This window comes from Paeniglutamicibacter sulfureus (assembly GCF_030512175.1).
Taxonomy (GTDB): domain Bacteria; phylum Actinomycetota; class Actinomycetes; order Actinomycetales; family Micrococcaceae; genus Paeniglutamicibacter; species Paeniglutamicibacter sulfureus.
The window spans coordinates 695,720-721,825 of sequence record NZ_JAULBL010000001.1 but is presented as its reverse complement, the minus strand read 5'-3'; the positions used below and the strand labels follow the sequence as shown (position 1 = coordinate 721,825).

Annotated in this window: 25 protein-coding genes and 1 riboswitch; of the genes, 10 read left to right on the top strand and 15 right to left on the bottom strand. The window is 64.2% G+C overall.

What is annotated here, in order from left to right:
* Nucleotides 1–166 precede the first annotated feature (166 nt).
* On the bottom strand, nt 167–1,225 hold the full coding sequence (locus tag Q2T94_RS03170; protein ID WP_302262843.1) for a Gfo/Idh/MocA family protein: 1,059 nt from the start codon (nt 1,223–1,225) through the stop codon (nt 167–169).
* Between the two features lie 37 nt (nt 1,226–1,262).
* Complete coding sequence (locus tag Q2T94_RS03165) at nt 1,263–1,787, bottom strand: gamma carbonic anhydrase family protein (protein ID WP_302262842.1); 525 nt, start codon at nt 1,785–1,787, stop codon at nt 1,263–1,265.
* A gap of 380 nt (nt 1,788–2,167) precedes the next feature.
* Here Q2T94_RS03165 and Q2T94_RS03160 point away from each other — a divergent pair, with 380 nt between their 5' ends.
* On the top strand, nt 2,168–2,704 hold the full coding sequence (locus tag Q2T94_RS03160; RefSeq protein ID WP_302262841.1) for a hypothetical protein: 537 nt from the start codon (nt 2,168–2,170) through the stop codon (nt 2,702–2,704).
* A gap of 85 nt (nt 2,705–2,789) precedes the next feature.
* On the opposite strand, the gene purU is transcribed toward Q2T94_RS03160, so the two are convergent.
* Nucleotides 2,790–3,638 (bottom strand): formyltetrahydrofolate deformylase, encoded by an 849-nt coding sequence (gene purU / locus Q2T94_RS03155; protein ID WP_264268323.1) that lies wholly within the window; start codon nt 3,636–3,638, stop codon nt 2,790–2,792.
* A 60-nt stretch (nt 3,639–3,698) separates the two neighbouring features.
* Nucleotides 3,699–4,796: an NAD(P)-binding domain-containing protein gene (locus Q2T94_RS03150; RefSeq protein WP_302262840.1), complete on the bottom strand. Its 1,098-nt coding sequence runs from the start codon at nt 4,794–4,796 to the stop codon at nt 3,699–3,701.
* 92 nt (nt 4,797–4,888) lie between these two features.
* Nucleotides 4,889–4,976: riboswitch (ZMP/ZTP riboswitch) on the top strand.
* A gap of 62 nt (nt 4,977–5,038) precedes the next feature.
* Here Q2T94_RS03150 and glyA point away from each other — a divergent pair.
* The 7 genes from glyA (at nt 5,039) to Q2T94_RS03115 (ending at nt 11,881) form a co-directional block, all read left to right on the top strand.
* Nucleotides 5,039–6,325: a serine hydroxymethyltransferase gene (gene glyA, locus Q2T94_RS03145; protein WP_302262839.1), complete on the top strand. Its 1,287-nt coding sequence runs from the start codon at nt 5,039–5,041 to the stop codon at nt 6,323–6,325.
* Nucleotides 6,326–6,402: 77 nt separating this feature from the next.
* Complete coding sequence (locus Q2T94_RS03140; RefSeq protein ID WP_264268319.1) at nt 6,403–7,284, top strand: bifunctional methylenetetrahydrofolate dehydrogenase/methenyltetrahydrofolate cyclohydrolase; 882 nt, start codon at nt 6,403–6,405, stop codon at nt 7,282–7,284.
* Nucleotides 7,285–7,403: 119 nt separating this feature from the next.
* The gene (locus Q2T94_RS03135) at nt 7,404–8,021 is read left to right on the top strand and encodes a hypothetical protein (protein WP_264268318.1); all 618 of its coding nucleotides are present in this window, start codon (nt 7,404–7,406) and stop codon (nt 8,019–8,021) included.
* A 104-nt stretch (nt 8,022–8,125) separates the two neighbouring features.
* The gene (locus tag Q2T94_RS03130) at nt 8,126–9,253 is read left to right on the top strand and encodes a sensor histidine kinase (protein ID WP_302262838.1); all 1,128 of its coding nucleotides are present in this window, start codon (nt 8,126–8,128) and stop codon (nt 9,251–9,253) included.
* Between the two features lie 203 nt (nt 9,254–9,456).
* Nucleotides 9,457–9,990 carry a LuxR C-terminal-related transcriptional regulator gene (locus Q2T94_RS03125; protein ID WP_367281516.1) on the top strand — a complete coding sequence of 178 codons (534 nt, stop codon included), beginning with the start codon at nt 9,457–9,459 and terminating at the stop codon, nt 9,988–9,990.
* 158 nt (nt 9,991–10,148) lie between these two features.
* A complete protein-coding gene (locus tag Q2T94_RS03120) occupies nt 10,149–10,421 on the top strand; it encodes an SHOCT domain-containing protein (protein ID WP_302262837.1) in 273 nt (90 codons plus the stop codon).
* A 353-nt stretch (nt 10,422–10,774) separates the two neighbouring features.
* The gene (locus Q2T94_RS03115; RefSeq protein WP_377700316.1) at nt 10,775–11,881 is read left to right on the top strand and encodes a fatty acid desaturase family protein; all 1,107 of its coding nucleotides are present in this window, start codon (nt 10,775–10,777) and stop codon (nt 11,879–11,881) included.
* 628 nt (nt 11,882–12,509) lie between these two features.
* Here Q2T94_RS03115 and Q2T94_RS03110 read toward each other — a convergent pair.
* A complete protein-coding gene (locus Q2T94_RS03110) occupies nt 12,510–13,910 on the bottom strand; it encodes an MFS transporter (RefSeq protein WP_302262835.1) in 1,401 nt (466 codons plus the stop codon).
* A gap of 170 nt (nt 13,911–14,080) precedes the next feature.
* Here Q2T94_RS03110 and Q2T94_RS03105 point away from each other — a divergent pair, with 170 nt between their 5' ends.
* Nucleotides 14,081–14,998, top strand: a complete 918-nt coding sequence (locus Q2T94_RS03105) for a LysR family transcriptional regulator (protein ID WP_302262834.1) — start codon at nt 14,081–14,083, stop codon at nt 14,996–14,998.
* An 11-nt stretch (nt 14,999–15,009) separates the two neighbouring features.
* Here Q2T94_RS03105 and Q2T94_RS03100 read toward each other — a convergent pair whose 3' ends face one another.
* The 3 genes from Q2T94_RS03100 to Q2T94_RS03090 form a co-directional block, all read right to left on the bottom strand.
* A complete protein-coding gene (locus Q2T94_RS03100; protein ID WP_302262833.1) occupies nt 15,010–16,257 on the bottom strand; it encodes an NAD(P)/FAD-dependent oxidoreductase in 1,248 nt (415 codons plus the stop codon).
* Between the two features lie 5 nt (nt 16,258–16,262).
* On the bottom strand, nt 16,263–16,586 hold the full coding sequence (locus tag Q2T94_RS03095; RefSeq protein WP_302262832.1) for a 2Fe-2S iron-sulfur cluster-binding protein: 324 nt from the start codon (nt 16,584–16,586) through the stop codon (nt 16,263–16,265).
* Between the two features lie 65 nt (nt 16,587–16,651).
* The gene (locus Q2T94_RS03090; RefSeq protein WP_302262831.1) at nt 16,652–17,947 is read right to left on the bottom strand and encodes a cytochrome P450; all 1,296 of its coding nucleotides are present in this window, start codon (nt 17,945–17,947) and stop codon (nt 16,652–16,654) included.
* Between the two features lie 136 nt (nt 17,948–18,083).
* Here Q2T94_RS03090 and Q2T94_RS03085 point away from each other — a divergent pair, with 136 nt between their 5' ends.
* Nucleotides 18,084–18,959: a LysR family transcriptional regulator gene (locus tag Q2T94_RS03085; RefSeq protein ID WP_302262830.1), complete on the top strand. Its 876-nt coding sequence runs from the start codon at nt 18,084–18,086 to the stop codon at nt 18,957–18,959.
* Nucleotides 18,960–19,218: 259 nt separating this feature from the next.
* Here the strand turns inward: Q2T94_RS03085 and Q2T94_RS03080 are convergent, their stop codons facing one another.
* From Q2T94_RS03080 to Q2T94_RS03050, 7 genes are read right to left on the bottom strand one after another with little or no spacing between them, the layout of a single operon-like run.
* The gene (locus Q2T94_RS03080; protein WP_310289184.1) at nt 19,219–20,112 is read right to left on the bottom strand and encodes a type II secretion system F family protein; all 894 of its coding nucleotides are present in this window, start codon (nt 20,110–20,112) and stop codon (nt 19,219–19,221) included.
* Nucleotides 20,113–20,122: 10 nt separating this feature from the next.
* Nucleotides 20,123–21,070: a type II secretion system F family protein gene (locus Q2T94_RS03075; RefSeq protein ID WP_302262829.1), complete on the bottom strand. Its 948-nt coding sequence runs from the start codon at nt 21,068–21,070 to the stop codon at nt 20,123–20,125.
* Nucleotides 21,071–21,072: 2 nt separating this feature from the next.
* Nucleotides 21,073–22,650 (bottom strand): TadA family conjugal transfer-associated ATPase, encoded by a 1,578-nt coding sequence (locus Q2T94_RS03070; RefSeq protein ID WP_302262828.1) that lies wholly within the window; start codon nt 22,648–22,650, stop codon nt 21,073–21,075.
* The gene (locus Q2T94_RS03065) at nt 22,647–23,843 is read right to left on the bottom strand and encodes a CpaE/TadZ family protein (protein WP_302262827.1); all 1,197 of its coding nucleotides are present in this window, start codon (nt 23,841–23,843) and stop codon (nt 22,647–22,649) included. The genes Q2T94_RS03070 and Q2T94_RS03065 overlap by 4 nt, the downstream gene beginning before the upstream one ends.
* Nucleotides 23,840–24,583, bottom strand: a complete 744-nt coding sequence (cpaB, locus tag Q2T94_RS03060; RefSeq protein ID WP_302262826.1) for a Flp pilus assembly protein CpaB — start codon at nt 24,581–24,583, stop codon at nt 23,840–23,842. Before cpaB ends, Q2T94_RS03065 begins: the two co-directional genes overlap by 4 nt.
* Before the next feature lie 40 nt (nt 24,584–24,623).
* Entirely contained in the window at nt 24,624–25,655 is a 1,032-nt protein-coding gene (locus Q2T94_RS03055; RefSeq protein ID WP_302262825.1) for a pilus assembly protein TadG-related protein, read from the bottom strand.
* Nucleotides 25,643–26,029, bottom strand: coding sequence for a TadE/TadG family type IV pilus assembly protein (locus tag Q2T94_RS03050; protein WP_302262824.1), 387 nt, complete (start codon nt 26,027–26,029; stop codon nt 25,643–25,645). Before Q2T94_RS03050 ends, Q2T94_RS03055 begins: the two co-directional genes overlap by 13 nt.
* Nucleotides 26,030–26,106: the final 77 nt, after the last annotated feature.

The window sequence follows — 26,106 nt, the reverse complement described above, 5'->3', positions numbered from 1 at the left end:
GGGCGAAACTGATCGGAACCGATGGCTGCGTGGGATCCGGAGGGGGCGGACAGCCTGCAGGCGATCGCTTCGCCCACCTGGATCTTTCGAGCATGAAGAAAGGGTTACGTGGTGCCGGAGGATCCTCCGGCACCACGAAACCCTTGTTATGGCCCTACTGACCGGTCTACCTCGCGACGAGATCGTTCGGGTAGCGGATTCCCAATTGGTGGCGGATCCCGTCGAAGATGGCCATGGTGTTGATCGAGTGTTCCCAGGGCATGGTGGGGGATTCGTTGAGCCCCTGCTGGATGCACCTGGTCGCCTCGCGGAATTCAAACGTGAAGTTCTCGCCCACGGGCTCGAAGACCTCGGTCCGTGCCGGGCCGTCGGCCGGGTGGATGAAGAGCTTCGTGGGGTTGTGCAGCGGAGCGTTGGTCCCCAGCCAGCCATTGGTGCAGGCGATCCGCGCTTCCTTGGTGGGGGAACTGGTCAGCGACACCATGAGCTGGGCATGGCGCACGCCGGAGTAGCCCAGTGTGATGGCGGTCTGGATGTCCACGCCGTCCTCGTTGAGGTCGCAGCTGGCCTGCACCGAGGTCGGGAAACCGAAGGCGCCGATGGCCCAGGTGAGGGGATACACGCCCATGTCCAGCAGGGCGCCGCCGCCGGCAGCCGGATCGTAGAGCCGCCACGTCGGGTCGTAGGGGGCCAGGAAACCAAGGTCCGCCTGGACCCAGGAAGGTTCCCCGAGCTCGCCGGATTCCAGGATGTCCAGGGCACGGCCAAACGCCGGGGTGAAGCGGGACCAGACGGCTTCCATGAGGAAAAGATCGCGCTCATGGGCCTCGGCGACCAGGGCGCGGGCCTCGTCCGCATTGACGGTCAGGGACTTTTCGCAGACCACGTGTTTACCGGATTTCAGCGCGGACATGGCGATCTCAAAGTGCTGCCCGTGCGGGGTGCCGATGTACACGGCGTCGATTTCCGGCTCGGCAAACATGGCGTCGTGGGAGCCGTAGGCCCATTCGATGTCATGTTCGTCGGCGAAGGCGCGGGCGCGTTTCTCGCTGCGGGAGGACACCGCCATTACGTTGGCGTCCTCGAGTGATTGCAGGTCGGCAATGACCCTTCCGACGATGCGTCCGGTGGAAACGACGCCCCAGTTCAGTGTGCGGCCCGTGGCCTTGAGGGGCGAGGGGGCTCCTGGGTGTGCGGTGGGTGGTGCCTGGATATAACTGACCATCGCTTGTGTGCTCCCTATTTCGTGGGCGGGTGTGGACCTAGCGTGAGGCGTTGGCCTCACGGTGCTTTGCCGCCAGCACCAGGTAGTGGGCGGCGTTTTCCTTCAGGTTTTCCACCTCCTCGTCGCTCAGTTCGCGGCGGACCTTGGCCGGGACCCCGGCAACCAGCGAGCGCGGGGGAACCTGCGTTCCCTCGAGCACCAGCGCGCCTGCGGCCACCAGGGAGTTCTCCCCGATGACGGCACCGTTCATGATGGTCGCGCTCATGCCGATGAGGCAGTCGTTGCCCACGGTGGCGCCGTGGACCACGGCCGAATGGCCCACCGAGACGCGCTCGCCGATGGTGCAGGGAAAACCGGTATCCGCGTGCAGGACCACGTTGTCCTGGAGATTGGTGCCTTCCTTGACGGTAATGGTGTCCGAGTCCCCGCGGGCCGAGACGCCGTAAAAGGCGCTGGTGTTTGCGGCCATGGAGACGTCCCCGGAAAGCGTGGCCGTCGGTGCCACAAAAGCGGTGGGGTCGACGGTTGGTGTGATCGAGTCAATGGTGATGATGTGGGCCATGACACCCACTGTAGCCTGTGCCCTGCGCCCATTTTGGCTGTGCGACACAACAAGGCGCGAAGCCGTTTTCGGGAATTTGCGAGGCCCGGGCCAGGGAGGTGTCCCGTGGTCATCCATCGGTTCGGCTGATGGTGGCACCCTGCGGATGCGGAAGTCCGGGCAATGACATGGACGAGGCCGTGGGCCGGCATTCTTGCCAACGGGGCTTGGCTGGTTAGCGTGGGGACGGCATGCGGTGGCCACGGCATTGGGCAACCGGATAGTGTTGTCCTTCGGCTCCGCGCCTTGGGGCTGCGGAACCTGAGACGGTGTTCGGATGCAAAAGAACGGGAGCAGCTGGGACGATGTGGCCGCAGCACAAGGTTGAGGTATACGAGCAAATGGTCGCGGCCCTCCGGCACACACTTGAGGAGCAGTCGGAGAATATCCCGGCAGAGATCCTGGAACGACTGAACGGGATCATCAGGTCAGCGGTTCACTCCATCGACACCAGTCCGGAAATCGTGGCGGTGGGCCTGCCGGACATCGAGCCCGACGTTCTCGAGCCCGAAGTTCTCGAGCCCGTGGTGGCCGAAGAGACATCGGTCGATTCCGCCCCGGCCGCGGCGAGCACCGCGGTCGATCCCTTCCGCCATGGCGCCCACGCCGAGGCCAACAGGATGCTTAAGGCCAGGCAACTGGCCCGCTGGCTCTGGGACCGGGATATCGGCGGTGACCAGGTTTTGGGCTTTAGCAACAAATGGCGCAACAAGATCGCCAGGGCCGCTGGCGTCAATCCACCCTCCACCTTGGAAACCTGGACGGTTGCCGTGGACCTGATGGGGCGCATGCAACAGCTGGCCGATTCGGGGACCCAACCAGAGGCCAGCGAACGCCAGCATCTGGACGAACATGACCAGTGGGCCGCTGAGCACTAGCACTTCCTTAGCAGCTACCTGGGGCCAGCGCCGAAAGGGGCTGGGAAGAAAAGCCGGCACCAGGTACTGGTGCCGGCCCGCCAGACTAGGAGAAGACGACGGTGCGGTAGCCGTCGAGCATGACGCGGCGCTCGGCATGCCAGGCCACTGCCCGGGTCAAGGTGCGGCCCTCCACATCCCGGCCCATCGCCACGAACTGCTCGGCGGTGCGTGCATGGTCCACGCGGATGACCTCTTGCTCGATGATCGGTCCCTCGTCCAGGTCAGCCGTCACGTAGTGGGCGGTGGCGCCAATGATCTTCACGCCGCGCGCGTGCGCCTGGTGGTAGGGCTTGGCCCCCTTGAAAGATGGCAGGAACGAGTGGTGGATGTTGATGGCACGGCCGTTCAGTGCGCGGCACAAGTCATCCGACAGGATCTGCATGTAGCGGGCCAGCACCACCAGCTCGATGTCGTGCTCGTCAACCAGAGCCAGCAACCGGGCCTCGGCCTCGGCCTTGGTTGCAGCGGTGACGGGTATGTGGATGAATTCGATGCCATGGAAATCGGCCATGGGCTTCAGATCCAGGTGATTGGAGACAATGACCGGGATATCCACCGGCAAGGTCCCTGCACGCTGGGAGTAGAGCAGGTCGTTGAGGGCGTGGCCTTCCTTGGACACCATGATCATGGTGCGTACCCGGGAACCCGCGGCGGTTACCTTCAGCTCCATCCCGAACCGTTCCTTGACCGGGCCCAGTGATCCGCGCACGGTCTCGAGATCCTGGCCGGTGGCCACGGCGATGCGCATGAAGAAGTTGTGGGTCTCCGGGCTCTCGAACTGCTGCGACTCGGTGATGTTGCAACCGGCGCTCAGCAACGCTCCCGAGACGGCATGGACGATGCCCGGGCGGTCGGGGCATGACAGGGACACAATGAAATCGTTGGTGCTCACGGGGATTACGCTACAGGCAGCCCTCGCCGCGGCTGAATCCCGCAGTTAAATGAAGCATTCCTAGTCGGCACCGACCGCCGCGACGCGTGCATCCAGCAGCCGTTGCGCGGCAACCGCCGCGGCCCGGCCGGCGCGCGTTGCCCCGATGGTGGAGGCTGAGGCGCCGTAGCCCACCAGGAAGAGGCCGGGGACCTTGTCGACGGTGACCGATTCCTCGCCCATGACGATGCCGCCGCCGGGTTCGCGCAGGCCCAGCGGAGCCAGGTGGTCAAGCGAGGCCCGGAACCCGGTGGCCCACAGGATGACGTCGACGTCCTCGGTGGTTCCGTCGGTGAAGGTAACGGCATGGGCAGAAATTGAATCAATCCCGCCGCGGGAGACCAGCACACCGGAGTCGATGCCCTCGCGGTAGAAATCAGTGAGCGGAAGTCCCGTTACCGAGACCACGGATCTCGGAGTCAGGCCCGCCCGGGTGCGGCTGTTGACATTCATCTCCACCTCGATGCCCCAGGACTTGTTCTGGGGTGCTTCCCGCCACTGCGGTGCCTGTCGGGTGGACCACAGGGTGTCGATGCCCAAGGAGGCGAACTGCAGCAGGAATTGCTCGGCGCTGGTCCCGCCGCCGACCACCAGCACCCGCTTGCCCAGGAATTGCTCCGGCGCCACGAAGTCGTGGGTGTGCAACTGGCGTCCGGCGAACTCCCGTGCTCCGGGGTAGTAGGGCCAGTACGGCTTGTCCCAGGTTCCGGTGGCGTTGATGAGCGTAGCGGCGTGGACCTGGCGGCCGTCGGTGGAGATGATGGTGAAGCCTTCGGTCAGCGAGCCGGTGACGGTCTTGGCCTTGAAGGGCCGGATCACCGGCAGTGCGAACGCCGATTCATAGTCCCCGTAGTAGCGGGTGACCACCGCGGAGGCTGGTTCGGATGGGGCGGGTGTGTCCAATTCCATGCCGGGAAGGGAGTGCAATCCGTGGGCGCGGTCAAAGGTCAGCGAGTCCCAGCGATGGCGCCACGCGCCGCCGGGGCCCTCGTTGGCATCCAGCACCACGAAGTCCTGAAAGGGGACCAAGCCCTTGCGCCGCAGGTGGTGCGCCGCGGAAAGTCCCGCCTGGCCTGCACCAATGACGACCGTACGCAACTGCTCACCCATGGACTGCATGTCGGCTGGCCCTCCTTGAGGACGTGGTAATTGAAGATTCAAGTGTCACCCGGTGTAACAGTCTGACCCGCGGGCCTATTCCGACTAATATCGAAGGGTGTCGCAACTGGCGTTGGGTGGGGTGAACCACCGGGGAGCGGCACATGAGCTAACCACGGACCGCGCGCCTGGGTCCGGGGGTTGAATGATTCGCAATGTGACCCTGCCCGAAGAACAACCCTCACCCACTGGAGTTCAACATCATGAGCAAGAATCCCGTGACCAACCAATCCCTCGCCGAGCTCGACCCGGAAATCGCCGAGGTCCTGAAGCTTGAGCTTGGCCGCCAGCGCGACACCCTGGAAATGATCGCCTCCGAGAACTTTGCGCCGCGCGCGGTGCTCGAGGCCCAGGGCTCGGTGCTGACCAACAAGTACGCCGAGGGCTACCCGGGCCGCCGCTACTACGGCGGCTGCGAGCACGTGGACGTGGCCGAGAACCTGGCCATCGAGCGCGTGAAATCCCTCTTCGGCTCCAAGTTCGCCAACGTCCAGCCGCACTCCGGCGCCAGCGCCAACGCCGCTGCCCTCTCGGCCATGATCGAACCCGGGGACAAGATCCTTGGCCTTTCCCTGGCCCACGGCGGACACCTGACCCACGGCATGAAGCTGAACTTCTCCGGCAAGCTCTACAAGGTTGCCGCCTACGAGGTCGACCCGGAAACCTTCCGCGTGGACATGGACAAGCTTCGTGCCCAGGCGATCGCCGAGAAGCCGCAGGTCATCATCGCCGGCTGGTCCGCCTACCCGCGCCAGCTCGATTTCGCCGCCTTCCGTGCCATCGCCGACGAGGTCGGCGCCAAGCTCTGGGTCGACATGGCCCACTTTGCCGGCCTGGTCGCGGCAGGACTGCACCCCAACCCGGTGCCCTTTGCCGACGTGGTGACCTCCACCGTGCACAAGACCCTTGCAGGTCCGCGCTCGGGGTTGATCCTGACCAACGACGAGGCACTGGCCAAGAAGATCAACTCCAACGTCTTCCCGGGCCACCAGGGCGGGCCGCTGATGCACGCCATCGCCGGCAAGGCGGTTGCCTTCAAGATCGCAGCCGGCGAGGAATTCAAGGCACGCCAGGAGCTCACCCTGGAAGGTGCCAAGCTGCTGGCCGAGCGCCTCACCGCCGAGGATGTCACCGCGGCGGGCGTCTCGGTGCTCACCGGCGGCACCGACGTGCACCTGGTCCTGGTGGACCTGCGCAATTCGGAGCTGGACGGCAAGCAAGCCGAGGACCTGCTGCATGAAATCGGCATCACCGTGAACCGCAACTCGGTGCCGTTCGACCCGCGCCCGCCGATGACCACGTCGGGCCTGCGCATCGGCACCCCGGCGCTGGCCACCCGCGGTTTCGACGCCGCTGCCTTCGCCGAAGTCGCCGACATCATCGGCGAGGCACTGCGTGACGGACAGAAGGCTGACAAGGACGCGCTGGCCAAGCGCGTGAACACCCTGGCAAAGGCCTTCCCGCTCTATGAGGGTCTCGAAGACTGGTAAACGGCCGCCGGCCACCGAACACCGCCCGCACCATGCGCGCACGGGAACTAACTCTTGAAACGGAGCACCACAAACACATGACTGCACAGATTCTTGACGGCAAGGCAACGGCAAAGGCCCTCAAGGCCGAACTGACCGAACGCGTGGCCAAACTCGCCGAGCGCGGCGTCACCCCGGGCCTGGGCACCATCCTGGTCGGATCCGACCCGGGCTCGACCTGGTACGTCGGCGGCAAGCACAAGGACTGCGCCGAAGTCGGCATCAAGTCGATCCGCGTGGACCTGCCCGAGGAGACCACCCAGGACGAGCTGCTGGCCAAGGTCCGCGAGCTGAACGAGAACCCGGAATGCACCGGCTACATCGTCCAGCTGCCGCTGCCCAAGCAGATCGACCAGGACGTCATCCTCGAGGCCATGGACCCGGCCAAGGATGCCGACGGCCTGCACCCGATGAACCTGGGCCGCTTGGTCGCCAACGTCAACCGCCCGATGACCTCGCCGCTGCCGTGCACCCCCAAGGGCTGCGTTGAGCTGCTGGCCCGCCACGACATCGACCTGAACGGCAAGAACGTGTTGGTCGTCGGTCGCGGAGTGACCATCGGACGTCCAATCGGGCTGCTGCTGACACGCCGCGACGTCAATGCGACGGTCACGCTGGCCCACACCGGTACCAAGGACCTGGCCCAGCACCTGGCGGAGGCCGACGTGGTCATCGCAGCAGCCGGCCAGCCACACATGATCAAGGCCAAGGACCTCAAGCCCGGCGCGATCGTGCTGGACGTGGGCGTCTCGCGCGTCAATGACGAGAACGGCAAGGCCGTTGTCACCGGCGACGTGGAACCTGCAGCCCATGAGGTTGCCTCCTGGATCTCCCCGAACCCGGGCGGCGTGGGGCCGATGACCCGCGCCATGCTGCTGGCCAATGTGGTCGAATCCGCGGAGCGCGCTGCCGGAATCTAACCGGTTCGCCACCAAGCAACGACGGTCCGGGCGTTCCGTCCTTCAAGTGAAGGACGGAACGCCCGGGCCGTTTGTCATTTGCCAGGCAATCGTTGGCTTGCCTGCATACGATGGTCGCCATGACCCCTGACACCTCATCCGCTTCGCGGCCCACCATCTCGGTGCGTATCCGGTGGGTCATCGGTCTGACGGTGTTCGCGATGGCCTGCTTCGCGGTGATGGGTTGGCTGTTCGATCGGCCATTCCATGATGGGGCAGGCAACCGGCTGGTCTTATACGCGGGCTGGCATGACGGAGAGTTCGCAGTCCTTGCGTGTCTGCTCGGCGGCTTGGCGTTGGGAACCGCGTTGGTTCTATTGATCGCACCGCCGGTTTCACGAATCCGGAGCAATGCCTTGTTCGTTCTCGTGCAGCTCGTGCTTTTGGCTGCCGGTACCGTGCTGCTACTGTTTTGGATTTTGGTGCTCTTCTTTGCCATGCTCGGCGCCGGGATGGGCGCGATGGATTCGGTCACCGCCCCGAATGGACAGCGGGTACTCCTTGACCGCAGCATTGGCGACCAAGACATTGTGTCCGTCTGGGTTCCGGACTCGCCCAACATGTATGTGGAGGCACCCAACAGCGGCTTCCCGACAGAAACGAATATTGAGACGAAGGACTGCTCCCTGAATGCGGACGTCCGGCCTTGGATCCTGACCTGCCAGGGGTTTGACGTGATCCTGGCGGGCACTCACTAGGACAACCCCGCGGGTTAGGCGGCGGTTCGTACTCCCGGCGGAGTATGCGTGCCTACGGCCACGGCCGGATGATTGCGGAGAGTGAGAACGAGTAGTCTCGTCTCATGATCAACCGACGCCGTCCTCCACTGGGCATCCTGCCGGTGGCCGTGGCGGTCGTGCAATTGATCGGAACCCACTTCGCCGCACGGCGGTTTGACGAGTCCCTGCCGTGGGGCGCGGTACTGCTCCTGCTGGCGGGCCCGGCCCTGCTGTTGTTGCGCCGCCGAGCGCCCGGTCCCATGGTTGCCGGCATCGGGGTGGTGACCGTGGGCTACGTCGTGGCAGGCTTCCCCTGGGGTCCGTTCCCTGTGTCGTTTGCCATTGGGTTGGTCCTTGCCGTCCTCGCCGGAGCCCGCTGGTGGGCCTGGGGGAGTGCCGCGGCCGCCGGAATCGTGTTCCTGCTGCTTGCCCTGCAACAGGGGGAAAGCACCCCGGTCCTCTTCGTGCTCGTGTGGTTGATAGTCGTCCTGTTGGCAGGGGAGCTGGGGCGCAGTGCCAAAGCCCGCCGCGACGAGTTCCGTCGGGCAGCCAACGAGCGGGCCAGGCACCAGCGCGACGAGGAACGCCTGGTGCTGGCACGGGACATCCACGACGTTGTGGCGCATTCGCTGTCCATGATCAACGTACAGGCTTCCGTGGCGCTGCACTTGGCCAAGAAGGACGGCGACACCTCCGGGATGCTCGCAGCACTGGAAAACATCAAGACCGGCTCCAAGGACGCGCTCTCCGAGGTCCGCGACGTCCTTGCCGTCCTGCGACAAGACGCGCCGCGGGTTCCCAGCCAACGGCTGGAGCAACTCGACGAACTCATCGCGAGGGTCCGCGGAGCGAACCTGACCATCTCCTTTACCCCGCCGGTGCTGCCGCCCCCGGAATGGATCGATGAGCGCGTGGAGAACATTCTCTACCGGGTGGTGCAGGAATCCCTGACCAACATCGTGCGGCACGCGAAGGCCAGCCGCGTGACCGTGGCCGTCGAACTTGATGACGTGCATGCCGCGGTCGCCGTGACGGACAACGGGATCGGCATGGGCACCGGGGACGAGGGCAACGGGATTGGCGGGATGCGCGAACGCCTGGGCGCCCAGGGCGGAAAGCTCACCATCACCACCGGAGGAGCCGGCGGAGCGGGCAGGGTCGGAACGCGCATCGATGCCTGGCTGCCGGCACCCGGGAAGCCGCATGACTGAAACCCCGACACCCCCCGAACCGACACCAGGGAGCCACATGATCGGCATTCTCGTCGTTGATGACCAATCGCTGATCAGGGCGGGATTTTCCGCGCTCTTGGGGGCCGAGGACGACATGCAGGTGCTTGGTCAGGCTTCCAACGGCGTGCAGGCACTTGCACAGGCGCGCCCTGGAACCCGACATCGTGCTGATGGATATCCGCATGCCCCAGGGCGATGGCATCACTGCCGCTGCGGCCATCGCCTCGGACCCGTCGCTTGCACACACCCGGATCATCATGCTCACGACGTTCGAACTAGACGACTACATCCTCGATTCCATTCGGGCCGGCGCCTCCGGGTTCCTTGTCAAGGACACCGAACCCGAGGAGCTCATCGCGGCCGTGCGCATCGTCGCGGCGGGGGACTCGCTGCTCTCGCCCTCGGTGACCCGAAAGCTGCTGGCACAAGTTGCCGCCACCAAGCCCGTGCCGACGTCGCGGCAACCGGCGGCGTTCGACGTGCTGACCGAACGCGAACGCGAGGTCCTGATGCTCATCGGCACGGGCAAGAGCAACTCCGAAATCGCCGAGGAGCTTTTCATCACCCCGCTGACCGCCAAGACCCATGTCTCACGCATCATCGGGAAAATGGGAGTGCGCGACCGGACCGGGCTCGTGGTCATCGCCTATGAAAGCGGACTCATCACCCCCGGTGCACAGCCCGCTCCGCAGACCTCCCGACGGAATCCCGACTAATCCCGGCTCCACCCGCGCCTGCACCGGCCGGAGTACGCCCCGGACCCCTAGGTGTCTCCACCTGGCCGATGCGGCGAAGGATTCCCAAGGGTGAAAGTGGATACATGAGGCATAGAGCCTCGGAATCCCGCTATTCACTCTTTGAGGAGCAACCCATCATGACAACCGCGATTCTTCCGGCACTTGCATCCATGCCAGCCCACGTCTGGGGACCGGGACATGGCCCCGTATGGTTCTTCCTGTTCCCGCTCTTCTGGATCTTGCTCATTGGATTCTTTATCTTCTTCAGCCGCCGCATGTACTGGCGCCACCGTGTCCAGGGCGACCCCATGGGCGCCGAAGGCGTGCTGCGCGAGCGCTATGCACGTGGTGAAATCGATGAAACCGAGTACCGGCAGCGGCTCGAGGTGCTACGGGCCAACCGGAAATAGGCCCGGCAACAACTCCGACCGAGCACAACCGCGGGTCCAAGGACCCGTGGTTCGGCTCGGTCGAATCCTGCTTATTGGGGGCATGACATAGCCCACATATGCCCTTTCGGCTATATGTAGGGATTTGATCGAGCCTGGGAAAAGTCCCGGAACGACGGGGCCAGGGGCGGATTGCCGCATGATCATGCACAGTCCATGCCCGAAAATGAATTCAGCTAATTGGTGTCAATGCGCAACGATCAGGCATTTCACATGCGTAGCACGTAAGCTCTTGTAGATAGGAACCGAGATTTTCAGTTCTTGCGACTGAAACCGCCGCCCTAACCGTTTACCGGGAGTGACCCTTGAGTAGTATGAGTTCCACTTTGACCCCCTCGGCCCCGGAACAACGTGTATCGCGTGGTTCGGCCGGAGCCAACAATTACCGCCACCTCAAAATCCGCGTTCGTGACGCTGGCCTGCTGGGCCGCCGCAAAGGCCACTACCTGGGGCTCATCAGCGTCCTTGTGGCCATGCTTGGCGGAGCCGTCACCGGTTTTGTTCTGCTAGGGGACAGTTGGTACCAGCTGCTCATTGCCGCTGCCGTTGGTGTCATCCTGACCCAGTTCGCATTTCTTGCCCATGAGGCCTCGCACCGCCAGATCCTGACCTCGGGCCCGGCCAATGACAGGATCGGCCGCTTTCTGGCCAACTTCGTGGTGGGCATCAGCTACCAGTGGTGGATGAACAAGCACAACAAGCACCATGCCATGCCCAACACGGTCGGCAAGGATCCGGATATCGAGTGGGACACCATTTCGTTCCAGACGGAGGACGCCCAGAAGCAGAAGGGGTTCCTGAAATGGATCACCGAGCGCCAGGGCTACCTGTTCTTCCCGCTGCTGACCCTTGAGGGTTTCAACCTGCATATGCGTTCCATGATCTATTTGTTCACGAGCGAGCGAGTCAAGGATCGCAGGCGCGAGATCATCTCCATCATCATCCGGTTGTCCCTTTATGTGGCGGCCATTTACATCTTCCTCCCGGTGGGCATCGCCTCGGCCTTCATTGGCGTTCAGCTTGCCGTCTTTGGTGTGTACATGGGTGCCTCGTTCGCTCCGAACCACAAGGGCATGCCGCTGATTCCCAAGGAGTCGCGCATCGACTTCTTCTCACGCCAGGTATTGACCAGCCGCAACGTCATGGCCCGTACGACCTTTGGCAACCGCGTCCTTTCACACGTCTTCGGCGGCTTGAACTACCAGGTCGAGCACCACCTGTTCCCGTCAATGCCCCGCGCCAACCTCGCGGGCGTGGCTGCGATCGTGCGTGAATACTGCCACGAGCTCAAGGTCCCCTACACGGTCACCTCGGTCTCCCAGTCCTACGCCCAGGTCATCACGTACCTGAACAAGGTCGGCCTCTCGGCGCGCGACCCGTTTGACTGCCCGATGGTTGGCGAGTTCCGCCCCTACAAGTAGGCGGATACTGACGTCTTCGAGAGATTGCTCGGCTTGGCGGCCCTCACTGAATACTTCGCATTGCCCCCGGATCCGATTGATCGGCTCCGGGGGCAATGCGTTTGTTGGGGTGCGGTCTTCTTGCGGCCTGTAAAACGGATTCGTCACGGCTTTTCGGGATCGGCCGGCTGCGGCGCTCCAAGCATGCCGGATAAGCAAGCGGATGAGCCCTACCCGCTAGATACCGTTGTGACCGGCTGTCGTTTTGCATTGCGGTGCTTGCACCGTGGATTGAACCCAACGGCCGTGCCTGAAGCGATATGCAGGTCCATCGCTTGCTCTTGATTAGTCAGGCCGGGCCGGCCGGAAACCGGGCGGATCAGGCTCTGGCCAATACTTCGGACTCGAGGTCGGTGACGAAGCCATCTCCACCTCGCTTGGAAGGCCGTGCTTGGAACGCCGCGATGCCGCTCCCCGGCATGGAGCTGAACCTGCTGGCCATTTACGAGGCAGTCGCGTTCCGAGCTTCACTGCATAGATCCAAACGAAAAATGGTCGGTGTCCGACTCCCAGATAGGGAGGGGGGACACCGACCATTCGTGTCTGGCGGTGGGACCCGCGGAGCGCGGGGATCCTTGTCTTCGGTCCTCTACTTGACCGGAACGGCCGGAGACTCGAGTGCCGGGCGGCGCTTGTCGAAGACCGTGGCACCGATTTCCTGCTCGGCCTGGTTGTTGATCGAGAGGTCGATTCCCTTGCGGTCACGCAGCAAGGACACCGCCGTGAGTGAAATCAGGGTCATGAACAAGAGATAGATCGACACCGACGTGGTCGTGCCGGTTGCCTGGACCAGGGCCGTGGCAATCATCGGGGCGAATGCGCCGCCGATGATGGCGCCCAGGGCGTAGGAAATGGACACGCCGGAGAATCGCACCGATGCCGGGAACAGCTCGGAGTACAGGGCCGCCTGCGGGCCGTAACCCAGGCCCAAACCGACCGCGAAGAGCGCGAAGGCCAGGTACAGCATGGGCAGCGAAGCGGTGTTCACCATCCAGAACAGCGGGAAGACCACCAGTGCCTGGCAGGTGAAGCCGATCTGGTACGTGCGCTTGCGCCCGATCTTGTCCGCCAGGTAGCCCGAAAACAGCGTGAAGATGAACCACATGGCCGCGGCGAAGGCGACGGCAACCAGGACGTCGGTGCGCTCGAAGCCGATCGGTCCCTCGGGATTGGTGGTGTAGGCCTGCAGGAACCCGCCGGTGGTCATGTAGCCGGCCGCGTTGTTGCCGGCGAACACCAGGGCGGCCAGGATGACGAGGAGCCAGTGCTTGCGGAAGAGCTCCACGATCGGGACCTTGGTCTGCTGCTTCTTGGCGGCGATTTCCTCGAAGATCGGGGATTCGTCCACCGCGCGGCGCACCAGAAAGCCAACGACGATCAGCACAATGCTCAAGAGGAACGGCACACGCCAGCCCCACTGCAGGAACTGCTCACCGGGGGAGATGACGCCGGTCATCAGTGCCATGACGCCGGAGGCCAGGAGCATGCCCAGCGGGACACCGAGCTGCGGGAAGGCCCCGGCGCGGCCGCGGCGGTCCTTGGGTGCGTGCTCGACGGCCATAAGGACCGCGCCTCCCCACTCGCCGCCGGCGGAGATGCCCTGCAGGATGCGCAACAGCAGCAGCATGATCGGAGCCATGACCCCGGCCGTGGCGTAGGTCGGCAGCACGCCGATCAGGGTTGTTGCAGCACCCATGAGGATCAGGGTGATCACCAGCATGGCGCGGCGGCCGATCTTGTCCCCGAAGTGGCCGGCCAGGAAGGCGCCGAGCGGACGGAAGAGGAAGGAGATGCCCACCGAGGCGAAGGAGAGCAACAGGCCGATCTGTGCACCGGCCGGCTTGAAGAACAGCTCGGCGAAGATCAGGCCCGCAGCCGTGGCATAGATGAAGAAGTCGTACCACTCGATGGTGGTGCCGATGATCGTGGCAAAGGCCACCCGGCGCTGGTTGGCGCGCTGGGCCGGCGTCTGGCTATGGGCAATGCTCATGGTGCTCCTCTTTGAGCGGACTGCTCGGACTGGCTCGACTCGGTCATTGGTGCCCCGGGACTGCCTGTGGCAATCCGGATTTTGTATGCCAGGTCACGAACCAGTGTTGCAGGCCACATAGATTGAGTAAACTTCAATTAGTTGTATAACATTATTGATTGGACTGAAGAATGGCCCGCTTCTCCCTGCGCCAGCTTGAACTGCTGGCCGAACTTCCTCGGCATTCAACCCTGGGGTCGGCTGCGACCGAACTGAACATCTCGGAATCGGCGCTTTCCCAGGCGATCACCGCAGTCGAGAAGATCGCCGGGGAACAACTCTGCGTCCGGCGCAAGTCCCATGGGGTGCGCATGACCCCGGCCGGCCAGTACTTTGCGGCCAAGGCTGCGCGTATCGTTGCAGATTCAGAGGAACTGGCCGAATCCTTTCCCCGCTCCGATGGAGCCCTGCGCGGTCCGGTGTCCATTGGGTGCTTCGCGTCCTTTGCCAGCCACGTGGTGCCCTCGATGCTCGAAGGCTTTCGCACCCTGCATCCGGGCATCGACGTGACGGTGCGCGTCGGCACCCACGATGACCTGCTCCCGGCCCTGGAGAACGGTGAGCTGGATCTGGCTCTGGTCTATGACCTGTTGCTGCCCACCGGATTCGCCAAGCGCGTCATCTATGAGACGCGGCTCGAAGTGGTGTTGCACCCGGAGCACCCGCTGGCCGCCAAGGACTCGATCACGCTGACGGAGCTGGAGGACGAACCGCTGATCAACTACGAATCCAGTCCAAGCACCGAAAACACCCGCAGGCTCTTTGCCGAGGCTGGGCTCCATCCCAACGTCGCCTATTCACTGCCGCAGGTGGTGCTGGTCAATGCCATGGTGGGACGCGGCCTGGGCTACGGGCTGCTGTATGCACGGCCCAATAATCCGCCGCACACGCTGGACGGTTTGCCGGTGGCCATCAGGGACCTCGAGCCGCCGAATAGCCCGAGTGCGGTCGTGGCCATCTGGCCACGCAACTCCACGCCCGGACCCCGGGCCGAGGCCCTGCTGGAACATTGCATTGCCGCGATGGACGGGGCCTGGGGCCGGGTCTGAGGCATGGCGGCTCATGCCGGTATCGGGATGCATGTCTTGGCCAGGGCCTTGAGGCTGAATCCCGGATCGGCAAGGGTCTCGGCGTCCAGCGTGATGCCCCGGCCCACGAGCCTGCGAGCGGCAATGTGGTCGGCAGGGCTGTTGACCGATTCCACTGCCGCCAGCACACCATCGCGCAGCAGCGCAATGGAAAACTTGCCACCGGACGGGTCCCCAAGTACCACCGGCTCGTCTCCGGGATCCGAGATGCCGGCGATCTGCAGGCGGATGCTGCCCTGGGTGCTCCAGAACCACGGCGTCTCGGCGTAGTGGGTGTGGTGCCCCATAATGCTGCGGGCGGCATGGCGACCGTGGTCGGTGGCGTTTTGGACCGATTCGAGTCGGGTGCGGGAACCGGTGTGGGCGTTGGGGAAGGAAGCGCAGTCGCCGACGGCCAACACGCCATCCGCGTTGGTGCGCAGCGCAGAGTCCACCAGGATCCCGTTGTCGGTGGCCAGCCCGGCCGTCTCGGCAAGTTCGGTGCGCGGTAGCACGCCCACCCCGTAGAGCACCAGGTCCGCCGGGTAGCGTCCGCCGCCAGTGGATTCGACGAGCAATCCGTTTCCGTCCCGGTGGATGGAGGACACTCCCTCGTTCAGTCGCAGCTCGATGCCGTCGGCCCTGTGCCGGGCGGCAAACCACTCCGAGGCGGTCGCCGAGAGCGCTCGTCCCATGGGGCGCGGCGCGAATTCGAGCACCGTGACTTCAAGCCCGCGGGCCCGTGCAGCCGCCGCGAATTCCAGACCGATGAAGCCGGCCCCAATCACCACCACCCTGCGCGCGTCGGACAGTGCACGCTGCAGGTCTTGCGCGTCGTCGAGAGTTCGCAGGGCATGGACACCCGGGAGGGTTGCGCCCGGGCACGGCAAGGGCCGGTTGGCGGCGCCGGTGGCAAAGACCACATGCGTATAGCGAAGTGTGGTGCCGTCAGCCAAGGAAATGTTCCGCGCCTCGGTGTCCACCGCTGTGGCGGCGGAGGCGTGCAGCGTGATCTCCTTGGCGGTGAAGAAGTCCGGCCCGCGCAACGGCAGGGGAGCGGCGGGCGAATCGACACCCAGATAGTCCTTGGACAGCGGCGGGCGTTGGTAGGGAAATGCCACCTCGTCGTTGAGGATGGTGATTGCCCCGTCGAAGCCCTCGGCGCGCAGGGAATCGGCGACCTGGATGCCTGCCTGCCCGGCGCCGATGACGACGGTGTGTTCGGTGTTGTTGTCTTCCATGGCGCTTACACCTGGTCCGAGGGAACGTCGACGACGATGCTGGCCAGTGAACCGGACATCTTGACCTGGCATCCCAGGCGCGAGGCATCGGTGCGCTCGGCGGTGGTGCAGTCGAGCATTTCGTCTTCGTCGTCGCTGACGGAGGGCAGCTCGGAAGCGAATTCGGGGCGGACGTAGACATGGCAGGTGGCGCACATGGCCTGGCCGCCGCATTCCCCGACGATGCCTTCGATGCCGTTGGTGACGGCGGCGCGCATGAGCGAGGTGCCTTCCTCGACGGTGACTTCGGTGGACTCGCCGGTTGCCTGGGCGAAGGTGATCGTGGGCATGGGGGATGGTTCCTTTGGGTGGTCGAGAAATGTGGGGTCGGTGGAGTGTGGGCAGGCCGGCGGGCCTAACCCCAGGTGACCGGCATCTTGGTCATGCCGCGGAAGACCCAACCGGCGTCGATGCTGGGAGCGGTGGGGTCCAGACGCAGGTCGGGGATGCGCTCCAGCAGTGCAGGCATGGCGATCTGGGCGACCTGGGCACGGGCGATCCAGGTCCCGGCACAGAAGTGCACGCCTCCGCCAAAGCCAAGGTGCGGCTTCTTGGGGCGGAAGATGTTGAAGGACTCGGGATCCTCGAAGACCTCCGGATCGCGGTTGGCGGCTCCAAGAACCACGCCGAGCCGGGAACCCTTGGGCAGATGCACGCCTTCGAGCACGACGTCCTGGGTGGTTTCGCGGGGGTACATGCCAATCGGGGCGACCCAGCGCACGGATTCCTCGAAGGCCACCGCATGCAGCTTGGCGTCGTTCTTCACGGCTTCCAGTTGCTCGGGGTGGTTCAGCAGGGCCCAGATGGTGGTGGCCAGGACGTCGCGTGGTTCGTTCAGTCCTCCGCCGATGGTCATTTTCAGGTTGGCGCGGATGGCCTCGAGCGGGATGGGCATGGACGCCAGCCCGGAGAGCAGCGAGTGGTCGGGATTCTTGGCCAGGTAGGGGAGCATCTCGTCAATGGCGGCATCGACCTCTGCGGAGGATGCGGCGCTTTTGTCCCAGATCTCCGGGTCATCGGCGTAGTTTCCGGTTCCGTCGATCATGGTCTGGCTCCAGCGCTGCATGTCTTGTTGCGATGCGTTGTGGAATCCGCAGATCAACCGCAGGTTCTCCGCGGTGTAGGGAGCCGCGTAGTCCCAGACGAAGTCCGCGCCCGGACCCTTTGCGACCAGCTCGCTCAGGTACTTCTCGTGGTTGACAGCAAAGATCTCGTTCCAGTGCTTCTTGATGGTGCCGGGACGCAGCGTGGAGCCGTAGGAGTCCCGGTCCACCTGGTGCTTCGGGTTGTCCTTGCGCAGCATGGAATGGCCCATGGCGCGCTTCATCAGCGAGTTGTTTTCATCGGCGGAGAAGCGTTCCTCGTCCTGTTCGATTTCATGGCACGCGGCGTAGGACGTCACCATGTAGCGGTTGACCGCGGGGACCCAGTGGACGGGTGACTCCGAGCGCATGCGCTGGTAGATCGGAAACGGGTCGGCGTGCAGATCCGGGATGGTCACCCAATCCGCCACGGGTGCTTCAACTCCGGTCATGGCTGCTGCAGGCGATGCGCCCGCCGCGGTTCCCCCTGCAGATTCCTCGACGGCCGATGAGGCACTGGTTGCGCCACTGAAGGGGCAAGTGGCGGTCGGGGTGTTCGATGCACTCATGGCGGTGGACTCCTGTATGAAAGGTCGGCTGGTTTCCTCCAGTGTGAGCCACTGCATAACATCGGGTAAAGTACGAGTTCTAACGGTATATCCACGTTTTTAGCGAGGTATTGTGGCCCGGTACACATTGAGGCAGTTGGAATGCTTTGTCGCCGTGGGGGAGCAGGGGTCCATTGCCGGGGCCGCGGCGGCATTGATGCTCTCACCGTCGGCGATCACCGGAGCACTGAACGAGCTGGAACGCGCATTCAATGCGCAGTTGACGATCAGGCGGAAAGCCCACGGCGTCAGCCTGACCCCGTCGGGCCAGTACGTTCTGTCCCAGGCCCGGGGGCTGCTGCATGCCGCCACGGACCTGCAGGTCATGGCAGCCGACGCTGGCAAAACCTTGCGGGGCAAGGTTGTCATCGGATGCTATTCGTCTTTGGCTCCCACGCTGTTGACCGAGCTCATGGCGGAGTATGGAAACCGACACCCGGACGTGGAGCTGGATTTTTTCGCGGGAACCCAGCAGGAAATCCACGAGAAACTGCTTTCAGGCGAACTGGACCTGGCCATTGCCTACGATCTCACTGTTCCCCCGGGGCTGACCCGCAAACGGTTACGAGAAGCCGTGCCCGTTGTCGTGCTGCCGGCGGACCACCCGCTCGCGGCACTGGATACGGTAGCGCTCGCCGAACTTGTCGACGAGCCCATGATCTTGCTTGACGTGAACCCGAGTCGCGAGAACACCGAGATGATGTTTTCCGCGGCTGAGCTGACACCTTGGATCCGCTTCCGCACCACCGACTTCGAGGTGACCCGTTCGATGGTCGCCCGTGGCATGGGGTATGCGATCCTGGTCCAGCGTCCGGCCGTAGACGTTTCCTACGAGGGGCGACCGTTGGTGGTTCGCCAGATCCATCCGGCCGTGCGCCACGTACCGATATCCATGGTTTGGAGCGAAGGGGTTCGGCTGTCCAGGAGCGCCGAGGCGATGCTCGAACTTTCACTCGAGTTGCACCGACGGTAGCTGCGAACAGAGAACCTCGCCAAACGCGCCCACAACGCACCAGAGTGAGGAAAACCGATTGCCGGGGAGGACCTGGAACCGATACAGCAGCAAGAGTGAACGGGGAAACGATCCATGATTGCCTGGGTTTGAACTCCGAGGCCAGCCGTTGGTGCGCGCCCTTCCGCCGCCATTGTGTGCATTGGTCCGTCAAGGTCGAGACCCAATCCCTCCTCCTGGATTCCGGTGGAGGATTTACCAAAAAACGGGGTGGCCTGGATCAGCCAAAGATCCCGCTCTTCATGATGTTGATGGCCGCCGGCCCCAGGATCACGATGAACAGCGTCGGGAAAATGAAAACCAAAAGCGGAAACAGGATCTTGACCGGCAACTTCATCGCCGTTTCCTCGGCCCGCTGCCGGCGCTTGATGCGCATTTGGCCCGCCTGCGTCCGCAACACCCTTGCGATGCCAATCCCGTACTTGTCTGCCTGGGCTACCGCCCGGACGAAGGACTTGAGGTCCGCAACGGAGGAGCGGTCGGCCATCGCGGCGTAGGCTTCCCTGCGCGAACGACCCACCTGCATCTCCTGGAGTGTGCGTCCCATTTCCTCCGCCAGAGGACCCTGTCCTCCCGCGGCCACACGTGCCATGGCGGATTCCAGACCCAGCCCCGCCTCAACAGAGATCAGCAGTTGGTCCAGCGTGTTGGGCAGCTCCAACTGGATCGCCTGCTGGCGCTTGATGCCGTTGTTGTAGACCAGGAGGTCCGGCAGGAAATAACCGAATGCCGTCAGGGCCACGCCGAGAACGAATATGCCCGTTCCCGGGTTGGACGAAAACAGGAGGACACCCATCAGGGCACCGCCCAGCGCCAACAACGGCTTCATCATCAACACGCGATCCAACGGCCACGATGCCGTCCGGCCGGCCATGGCCAGCATGCGGTCCAGTTTCGCCGCGTAGCTGCCGGGTGTCAGACGCCGGGCCAGTGCCGCGAATTCGTTGTCGCCGCTGCTTTTGATTTCTTCGCCGGTTGCCACTGCGGACCTCGAAAGGTTTTGCCGCACCAGCACCAGTTGGTTGCGGTCCACCGAGACGAATCCCCACACGATGAACGAGAGCGGCAGCACCACCAGCGCTATGGATATCCATCCGATGGCTGTTATTCCCATGGTCTTCCCCCTAGAACTTGATCTTGACCATGCGGCTCATCCAGAAGGAGCCGATCGCCATCATGATGCCACCCACCACGAGCATGCCGATGCCCAGTGGATGGCTGAATAGTGTCCCGATGTAGCCCGGATTCATAAGGAACAACAGGCCGCTGATCCCGAACGGCAGTCCCACCAGGATGTACGCCGAGAACTTGCCCTCAGCGGACAGGGCCCTCACCTGTCCCTTGATTTGGGAACGCTCGCGGATCGTCTCGCCGACCTGGTCCAACACCACGGCCAGGTCTCCGCCGACCTCGCGGTTGATCTGGATCGCCCCGGCCACCCAGGAGAAGTCCTCAGACCTCATGCGCACCGCGGTCTCCAACATCGTCTGTTCGGCGTCGCGCCCCACCCGTGACTCATTGACGATTCGGCCCAATTCCTCGGCCATCGGCGAATCGAACTCCTGTGCTGCGCCGTCGAGGGCGCGCAACACCGAGTGTCCCGCACGCAGGCTGCCGGAGATGGTCATGATCATGTCCGGCAGTTGGTCTTCGAATTTGGTCCTACGTCGTTCTGCGCGTATTTGCAGGAAAGCCCAGGCGCCGGCCGGGGTCAGGAACGCCAGGAGCACGGCGAGACCGGCTCCGCCCAGGAGCAGGCCGAGCACGCCGGCGGCCAGGGCCGCGGACCCTACGAGGACCAGGAATTCCGCCGGATCCTGTTTGACGCCCGCGGCCTGCAGCGCGCCCCGTCCAAAGGGCCCGCCCGCCCTTGCGGTCGCGTTGCGCTCCACGGCCCTGACCGTCGCACCGCTGAAGCGGCTGAGCAGGGACGGCGACTGAAGGGCCGCCTCGCCCATCCGGCGTCGTTCGATGGGCACCTCGGCGCTGACGGGCCTCAGCACCACCAACAACAGCAACAACATGGCGGTGAGCCCAGCGAGTAGACCGGCTGCGAGCAGGATCCCCTCCATGGTCACCACCGGCCCTTGCTGGCGCCCGCTTGGGCACCGGTTCCCGCTCCGGCGCCGCCCGACGCGCCGAAGATCCCCGGCGGAAGTTTGACGCCGACCTCGTGGAAGTGGTCTAGGAAGCGGGGCCGCACGCCGGTCGGAACCGGTTTGCCGAGGAAGCGTCCTTGGGCGTCCATGCCGGCCGAATAGTCGAAGAGGAACGCATCCTGGAGCGTGACAACCTCACCCTCCATGCCCTGAACCTCGGTCAGGTGCGTCACGCGGCGAGTGCCGTCGCGGAGCCTTGTGAGGTGCACGATCAGGTGCACGGCGGAGGCCACCTGCTCGCGGATGGCGCGTAGCGGCAGATCCATGCCGGCCATCAGGACCAGCGTCTCGAGGCGGGCGACGGCGTCGCGCGGGGTGTTGGCGTGGACGGTGGAGATGGAGCCGTCGTGGCCGGTGTTCATGGCCTGCAGCATGTCGAGCGCTTCGCCGCCGCGGACCTCGCCCACCACGATGCGGTCCGGCCGCATGCGGAGGGAGTTCTTGACCAGGTCGCGGATGGTGACGGCGCCCTTGCCCTCGATGTTCGCCGGACGACTCTCCAGCCGGACGACGTGGTCCTGCTGGAGTTGCAATTCCACGGCGTCCTCGATGGTGACGATGCGCTCGTCCAATGGAATGAAGCCGGACAGGACGTTGAGCAGCGTGGTCTTGCCAGTACCGGTGCCGCCGGAGACGATGATGTTCAGCCGTGCCTTGACGCAGGCCTCCAGCAGGTGGGCCATGTCCGGGGTCAAGGTACCGAACTCGATCAAGTTCCGTACTGTCAGCGGATCCTTGGAGAACTTGCGGATCGTGATCGACGGTCCGTTGACAGCCAGCGGCGGGATGATCGCGTTGACTCGGCTTCCGTCCTCGAGCCGGGCGTCCACCAACGGCGAGGACTCGTCGATGCGCCGTCCAACCTTGGACACAATACGCTCGATGACGCGGCGCAACTGGTCCTCAGAACTGAACGTGGCGTCGGTCGCCTCGAGCTTGCCGTTGCGTTCCACGTAGATCTGATCGCGGCGGTTCACCATGATTTCACTGACCTCGGGGTCGTCCAGCATGCGCTGCAGTGGACCCAACCCGAGGACCTCGTCGCCGATGTCCCGGATCAGCCGCCGTCGTTCCTCGGGGGAGAGCGGCACTTGCTCGGCGTCGATCACCTGGCTGAGTTCGTCGCGGGCCAGCTTGCGCAGCTGTTCTTCGGTGAGCGACGGGTCGGTGATGCGCGAGCCGAGGCGCTCGAACAGGGCCTCGGCGGAACGTGCCTTGAGGCCGGACAGGGCGTCCACGGTCCCTCGTCGCGCCGGTGCGGCAGGCGCGTCGGCAAACGCAGGGAGGTCGGATTCGGGCGCCGGCACGACGCCGGGTTCCTCGCCACCGTGCGGCGAGTTCCCCGGGTGGGCATCGACTGGACCGGGCTCCGCGGGGACGGAAGCCGAGATCGGCGGCAGCGCCCCGGCGTCGACAGGGATTCGGCCGTCAGGCTTCGTGGCGGGCTCCGGCGCGCCGCGGCGGGCTGCTGTGAGGCGGCTGGCGAGGTTCATCGGACCACTTCCCTGCGGTGGATCTTGCGGTTGCTGGCTGATTGGTCGGCGTCGAAGCGGCGCGCAAGCTTCATCAGTCCGCGTGCCGCGGCATCGTGCGAGTGGTCGGTCAGCAACGGCGTCCCCTTGTTGGTGCTGAGCGGGACGGCGCGGGACCGGGGGACCACGGCGTCGACCGGGACCCCGATGGAGGCCTCGACGTCCTGGACAGTGAGGCCGCTGCGACGGTCCGCGAAGTTCAGCACCACGTGGCGCCCCTGTGGGATGAGCTGGAGCTCGCGCAGGACGCCGAACCCCGTGTTCAGCCCGCGGATGCTGGGCACGTCCATGCCGCACACCCACACGGCGTCGGTGGCCTGTTCGAGCGCCGCGAGCAGGTGTTCGCCGAGGCCGGGTGCCGTGTCCAGGACCACGTACCGAAACTCGGCCGCGAGCTGGTTGATCAGCACGGCGACCTGTTCCGGGGTGATGAGGTCCGCGTCGGCCGGGCTCTTGGGCCCGCATAGCGCGTAGACACCTGTGTCGTCGACCGTCAGGAAGGCCTTGAGGACCATTGAGTCCTGGACGGCTGCGCCGAAGACGGCGTCTGTGATGGTGTGCTCGGGATCCACGTTAAGGGCGCCGGCGACGTCGCCGAACTGCAGGTCCAGGTCCACGATCACTACCCCCATCGGGGCGGTCTTCGCCAGCCCGACGGCAAGGTTGGTCGCCACCGTGGTCTTGCCCACGCCGCCCTTGGGCGACATGACCGCAACGACGCGACCCCGGCGTCGTTCATTGGAACCGCCTTCGCCGGACTGGCGCCGCCGCCCGTCCGTGGACAGGCAGGCGCGCTCCAGGAGCACGCGCAGGGTGGCGGGATCGGCATCGGGTTCCGTGATATCCCGGACACCGGCACGCATGGCAAGCATGACCAGCTGCGGATCCGCGCCGGCGGTGAGCACCACGGAGATGTCGGGGTTCAGCAGGTCCAGCGCGGTGGCCAGTCGGAGGGCGGCCTCACGGTCAGTGTCCGGGCCCAGGAGGACGACGTCGGTCGTCTCGCCGATGCTGCGAGCGAGCAGATCGTGCGGCGAGAGGTTGGCGGCCCCGGCTGGGATGCGCTGGACGGCGCCGGGCATGGCACCCTTGACGGCGGCCAGGACGCGGCGTTCGAACTCGGCGGAGTCGGTCAGGAGCAGAAAGCGGCTCATTTCAGCACCTGGTTGATTTCCCAGACGCGGGTGTCGCCCTTGGCGGTGTCCTCGTTCTGCTTGGTCAGCCAGACCAGGCCGAACTCGCGGGTGTGGATGATCTTGGCCGCTTGGGCGGAGTCGACGCCGAAGGTGACATAGGCCGAACCTACCGGCAGTGCCGCAGCTCCCTCGGCGGTGCTTTCCGCCTCGCCTGCCGCGATCTGGATGGCGGTGACCAGGACCTGCTCGTCGAGGAGCTTGGTGATCTCGACTTCATCGGCGTCCTTGTCGTTCTTTTCCTTGACGGTGAAGCTGCCGAAGACACCCACGGTGTCCCCGGCGCGGAGGTTGCCGCCGGCCACGCGCTCGGGCTCCAGAAGGACGGTGATCTCCTGTTTTCCTTTGGGGACCTCGACGGTCCCGGGGGTGAGGAGCGAATCCTCTGTGACGAGTTTGGCCGCGAGGAGCTGTTCACCAGCGGTAACCGCCTGCGCCAAGACCTTGCCGTCCTGGTCCGCGAGCGTGTCCAGCGCATCCTTCGGCACGGCGACCGCCGGCAGGCTCTGCTCCTTGAATGCTGTGGCCAGTTCGGCGACCGGGGTGCCGGCAGGCACGTCGCGTGTGGCGATGAGGACCTTTACGGGATCGAGCGAGGATTGTGCGCGGGCGTCCGCGCCTTGCACGTAGGTGAGGAGTAGAACCGTACCGACGATTGCCAGTACCAGTGCTGCTATGCCCCCAAGCAGCCGAGTTTTCATTGTGTGCCCCCAAGGCTAATGCTTCTTTGAATGTATTCAGTTACTTCGTTAGGCGGACAACGGTCCCCCCGAGTGAAGGACCGGTTGAGATTTCTCCGCCGTCTCCCATCTCCGAATAGAGAGTGAAAAAGCCCTGTAGGCAACGTGCGTTTCCGCCGTCGCAAGGTGGCGCCAATGGGTCGATTTTTGTGTAGCCGGAAAATTGGTACCCGGTAATTTGGAATGCGCCGTGCCCGTAGATGTCGTACGTTCCGGTATTCCCCGTGCCGCTGGACGTGTCGAAAATAGGAAACAGGATTGGATGGTCCATCGCATTATCCAGCGCGTCCTTGCAGGTCTGAGGGATGTTGTTTCCTGGGTCACTGCCGGCTACAGGGTCGCCGCTGGACAGGTCGATCGTTGCTTGACAATTGGCGGCGTCGTAATCGATCCATGCGAAACCACCGTTCACATAACCCGGCTGGCCGACACACTCGGGAATCTCCGGTGCGTTCTTATCCGATCGAAGCGTGATCCGCTCGTTGCTCGGCGCGCCGTCAAAGTGCCCAAATTCCGCAAGGTCATCCAGCTGCTCTTGGCTGAGGAGACTCTTGAACGCACACAACGGGGCCGTCCATGGGAAGGAGGCAGTGGTCTTGGGTGGCCCCCAGGAAGCCTCCGCAGTGGCCGGAACAGAAACTTCGGAGAGGCCAAAAATGTTTGCGAACGTCATGCCCAAGCCCTCGTTCCCCGACGCTGACAAGGCACCTGTTGTGACGCGCACGGTTCCGGGTTTCGGATAAGTGATCGATTCAATCTTCGTGTGAGCATCGTTGGCGTTGTCATTGGCGAACCCGGGAGCCGTCGCTTCCCCGGCAGTACATGCGCCTTTCGAGCAATCCAGAGCAACCGAAATCGCTGCGGAATCAGCGCCGTTTTGCAGCTGGACTCGTTCCCAGTAGATGCGCCCCACATCGATTGAGATAGCAGCGAATCCTAGTAGTGCGACCATCACGATTGCGACGATAATTGCACTTGCACCGCGCTCGCTGTCCCGTTGGTTGGATGTGGGAGTCCTGGTTATCCACCGCATCGCATTGACGCCTTCCCCGTTATCGTGTCGGGCCCAATGCCCAACAAGGACGAATTCGTTACCTGGACAGTGATGGTGACCCGCGAGTCGGTCGTACTGGCTGTGCATACCGGCGTTGCCGGCAGGATCGTTACGTTCGCCGGATCTAGCAACGGAGCCATTTGTGGCAGGAGCGCGTTCAAATTCAGCGGTGTTGTTTCAGTATGGACAGCGACTGCGCGTGCTACTTCTCGGGCAACCTGAGTTGCGGAGACCTGTTGATTGAACAGAAACCCAAACTCAATAATCCCCAGCAGCAAGGCAAGGAGTAATGGGAGGACCAAGGCGAATTCTACGGCTGAAGCACCCTCCTCCCGTCTGTAGATGTGCCGCATAGTCGTCTCCCGAGGTTCGTTATGTGGAGTGGTTCGCGATGGAAATAGGATGGAGTGGTTCGCCGGGCGCCTTTACA

What these genes read in the sequence shown, in the direction of transcription:
- Q2T94_RS03170 (WP_302262843.1), bottom strand. Translation starts at nt 1,225, where the DNA reads ATGGTCAGTTATATCCAGGCACCACCCACCGCACACCCAGGAGCCCCC.
- Q2T94_RS03165 (WP_302262842.1), bottom strand. Translation starts at nt 1,787, where the DNA reads ATGGCCCACATCATCACCATTGACTCGATCACACCAACCGTCGACCCC.
- Q2T94_RS03160 (WP_302262841.1), top strand. Translation starts at nt 2,168, where the DNA reads ATGGTCGCGGCCCTCCGGCACACACTTGAGGAGCAGTCGGAGAATATC.
- Q2T94_RS03150 (WP_302262840.1), bottom strand. Translation starts at nt 4,796, where the DNA reads ATGCAGTCCATGGGTGAGCAGTTGCGTACGGTCGTCATTGGTGCAGGC.
- glyA (WP_302262839.1), top strand. Translation starts at nt 5,039, where the DNA reads ATGAGCAAGAATCCCGTGACCAACCAATCCCTCGCCGAGCTCGACCCG.
- Q2T94_RS03140 (WP_264268319.1), top strand. Translation starts at nt 6,403, where the DNA reads ATGACTGCACAGATTCTTGACGGCAAGGCAACGGCAAAGGCCCTCAAG.
- Q2T94_RS03135 (WP_264268318.1), top strand. Translation starts at nt 7,404, where the DNA reads ATGACCCCTGACACCTCATCCGCTTCGCGGCCCACCATCTCGGTGCGT.
- Q2T94_RS03130 (WP_302262838.1), top strand. Translation starts at nt 8,126, where the DNA reads ATGATCAACCGACGCCGTCCTCCACTGGGCATCCTGCCGGTGGCCGTG.
- Q2T94_RS03125 (WP_367281516.1), top strand. Translation starts at nt 9,457, where the DNA reads ATGCCCCAGGGCGATGGCATCACTGCCGCTGCGGCCATCGCCTCGGAC.
- Q2T94_RS03120 (WP_302262837.1), top strand. Translation starts at nt 10,149, where the DNA reads ATGACAACCGCGATTCTTCCGGCACTTGCATCCATGCCAGCCCACGTC.
- Q2T94_RS03115 (WP_377700316.1), top strand. Translation starts at nt 10,775, where the DNA reads ATGAGTTCCACTTTGACCCCCTCGGCCCCGGAACAACGTGTATCGCGT.
- Q2T94_RS03110 (WP_302262835.1), bottom strand. Translation starts at nt 13,910, where the DNA reads ATGAGCATTGCCCATAGCCAGACGCCGGCCCAGCGCGCCAACCAGCGC.
- Q2T94_RS03105 (WP_302262834.1), top strand. Translation starts at nt 14,081, where the DNA reads ATGGCCCGCTTCTCCCTGCGCCAGCTTGAACTGCTGGCCGAACTTCCT.
- Q2T94_RS03100 (WP_302262833.1), bottom strand. Translation starts at nt 16,257, where the DNA reads ATGGAAGACAACAACACCGAACACACCGTCGTCATCGGCGCCGGGCAG.
- Q2T94_RS03095 (WP_302262832.1), bottom strand. Translation starts at nt 16,586, where the DNA reads ATGCCCACGATCACCTTCGCCCAGGCAACCGGCGAGTCCACCGAAGTC.
- Q2T94_RS03090 (WP_302262831.1), bottom strand. Translation starts at nt 17,947, where the DNA reads ATGAGTGCATCGAACACCCCGACCGCCACTTGCCCCTTCAGTGGCGCA.
- Q2T94_RS03080 (WP_310289184.1), bottom strand. Translation starts at nt 20,112, where the DNA reads ATGGGAATAACAGCCATCGGATGGATATCCATAGCGCTGGTGGTGCTG.
- Q2T94_RS03075 (WP_302262829.1), bottom strand. Translation starts at nt 21,070, where the DNA reads ATGGAGGGGATCCTGCTCGCAGCCGGTCTACTCGCTGGGCTCACCGCC.
- Q2T94_RS03070 (WP_302262828.1), bottom strand. Translation starts at nt 22,650, where the DNA reads ATGAACCTCGCCAGCCGCCTCACAGCAGCCCGCCGCGGCGCGCCGGAG.
- Q2T94_RS03065 (WP_302262827.1), bottom strand. Translation starts at nt 23,843, where the DNA reads ATGAGCCGCTTTCTGCTCCTGACCGACTCCGCCGAGTTCGAACGCCGC.
- cpaB (WP_302262826.1), bottom strand. Translation starts at nt 24,583, where the DNA reads ATGAAAACTCGGCTGCTTGGGGGCATAGCAGCACTGGTACTGGCAATC.
- Q2T94_RS03055 (WP_302262825.1), bottom strand. Translation starts at nt 25,655, where the DNA reads ATGCGGTGGATAACCAGGACTCCCACATCCAACCAACGGGACAGCGAG.
- Q2T94_RS03050 (WP_302262824.1), bottom strand. Translation starts at nt 26,029, where the DNA reads ATGCGGCACATCTACAGACGGGAGGAGGGTGCTTCAGCCGTAGAATTC.